At 55.3% G+C, this 1,617-nt stretch carries 1 protein-coding gene; it reads right to left on the reverse strand.

Annotated features, from left to right (window positions below; genetic code table 11):
• Positions 1-163: 163 nt before the first annotated feature.
• Positions 164-1,537: a transposase gene (locus tag FIV35_RS29405; protein ID WP_083377778.1), complete on the reverse strand. Its 1,374-nt coding sequence runs from the start codon at positions 1,535-1,537 to the stop codon at positions 164-166.
• Positions 1,538-1,617: the final 80 nt, after the last annotated feature.

Genomic DNA, 1,617 nt, shown 5'->3' on the forward strand with positions numbered 1-1,617 from the left:
GGCCGATTCTGTTGAAAAAGTCGGAATTTCAGGCTGGAAGAAGGCGACGTTGGCCCTCGCTTCAGAACCTGGTCACCACGTTGCGTGGCTTTCCAGTTCTGCGTTGACCGTTGCAGCTTGGTTAATAGGTTAATTTGAGGGTTTTTGCTGATTCCGGGCGTACCTATCCCGTGGTCGGCGGCCCTTGTGAGGTCAGTTTCGCCAGTCGTCTTAAATTCTGTACCGCAGCGGCCAAGGTAAATTCGTCGTTTGCACCGGTCATTCCTCGTAGCCTTAATCGATCCAGTTTCAGGATTCGTTTGAGATGAGCGAACAACATTTCGACCTTTTTGCGCTCATGGCGAGAGCGCACGTATTGTGGTGTTGCGGCAATTCGCCGAGCAACATTGCGTGCCGCCTCATGGACGCTACGGGCGATTTTTCGGAACGAGGTGTTTGGGCAGCAGCGCTCTTTCATTGAGCATTCAGAGCAGTCTGTTTGCCGGGATCGAAAGATGATGGTGTCGGCTTTCGTGACATGTGATCGCTGGTTCTTGAAGGCCCGCCACTCACTGCGCAGGGCGTGCCCCGTGGGGCAACGATATTCCTGCGCTTCTTCATTCCATTGAAAATCACTGATCGAGAGGCTCTCGTTCTTACGCTCGGTTTTGTCCCAAACCGGCACATGCGGCTCGATGTCTTTTTCGTTCACCATCCAGGCCAGCATCGGTGCGGTGCCGTAAGCGGTATCGCCGATGAGCCGATCCGGCTTGATGTCGAACTGTTCTTCGACCCGCTCGATCATGGTCTTGGTGCTCTCGACCTCGGCGGTTCGATGCGCTGGGGTCGGCTCCACATCCATGATCACGCCATGCTCGACATCAATCAGATAGTTCGTCGAGTAGGCGAAAAACGCCGGGCCTCCTGGCGCTGCGGTCCAACGAGAAAGTGGATCAGTCAATGACAGGCGCTTAGGCAGTGCTTCGCCTAACGCCTCTTCATCCAGCGCTTCAAGGTACTCACGCACGGCGCGAGTACTCAGCGCCGGATCGCGCCAGTTGATTTCATCATCGCCAGGTACGCCACGTTGCCGACTGGCATCTGCCTTGATGACGCTGGCGTCGACCGCAAACCCTTCGCCCTTGACCAGACCTGCGTCCATGCAGCGACGCAGCACCTCGTTGAACAGCCAGCGAAACAGCGAGCTGTCACGAAAGCGACCGTGCCGATTCTTGGAAAACGTAGAGTGATTGGGGATTTCGTCTTCGAGGCTTAAGCGGCAGAACCAGCGATATGCCAGGTTCAAATGAGCCTCTTCGCACAACCGACGTTCGGAGCGAATACCGTAGCAGTAGCCCACCACCAACAGGCGAATCATCAGTTCGGGATCAATCGATGGGCGCCCGATTGGGCTATAAAAATCGGCGAGATAATGGCGCAGATCGCTGAGATCAAGGCATCGATCAATGCTGCGCAGGAGGTGATTGGCTGGGATGTGATCTTCAATGTTGAACGAGTAAAACAGCCGCTCCTGCCCACTCGATAACTGTCCCATCATGCTGCGTATTCTCCCGCTGGCCGATGGAGTGATTTTGCCCCAGGCCAAACAGGAGAGCTACTTTTTCAACAGAATCGGCC

Origin of the sequence: Pseudomonas rhodesiae (assembly GCF_007858255.1) — a bacterium.
Lineage (GTDB): Bacteria > Pseudomonadota > Gammaproteobacteria > Pseudomonadales > Pseudomonadaceae > Aquipseudomonas > Aquipseudomonas rhodesiae.

What these genes read in the sequence shown, in the direction of transcription:
- FIV35_RS29405 (WP_083377778.1), bottom strand. Translation starts at nt 1,537, where the DNA reads ATGATGGGACAGTTATCGAGTGGGCAGGAGCGGCTGTTTTACTCGTTC.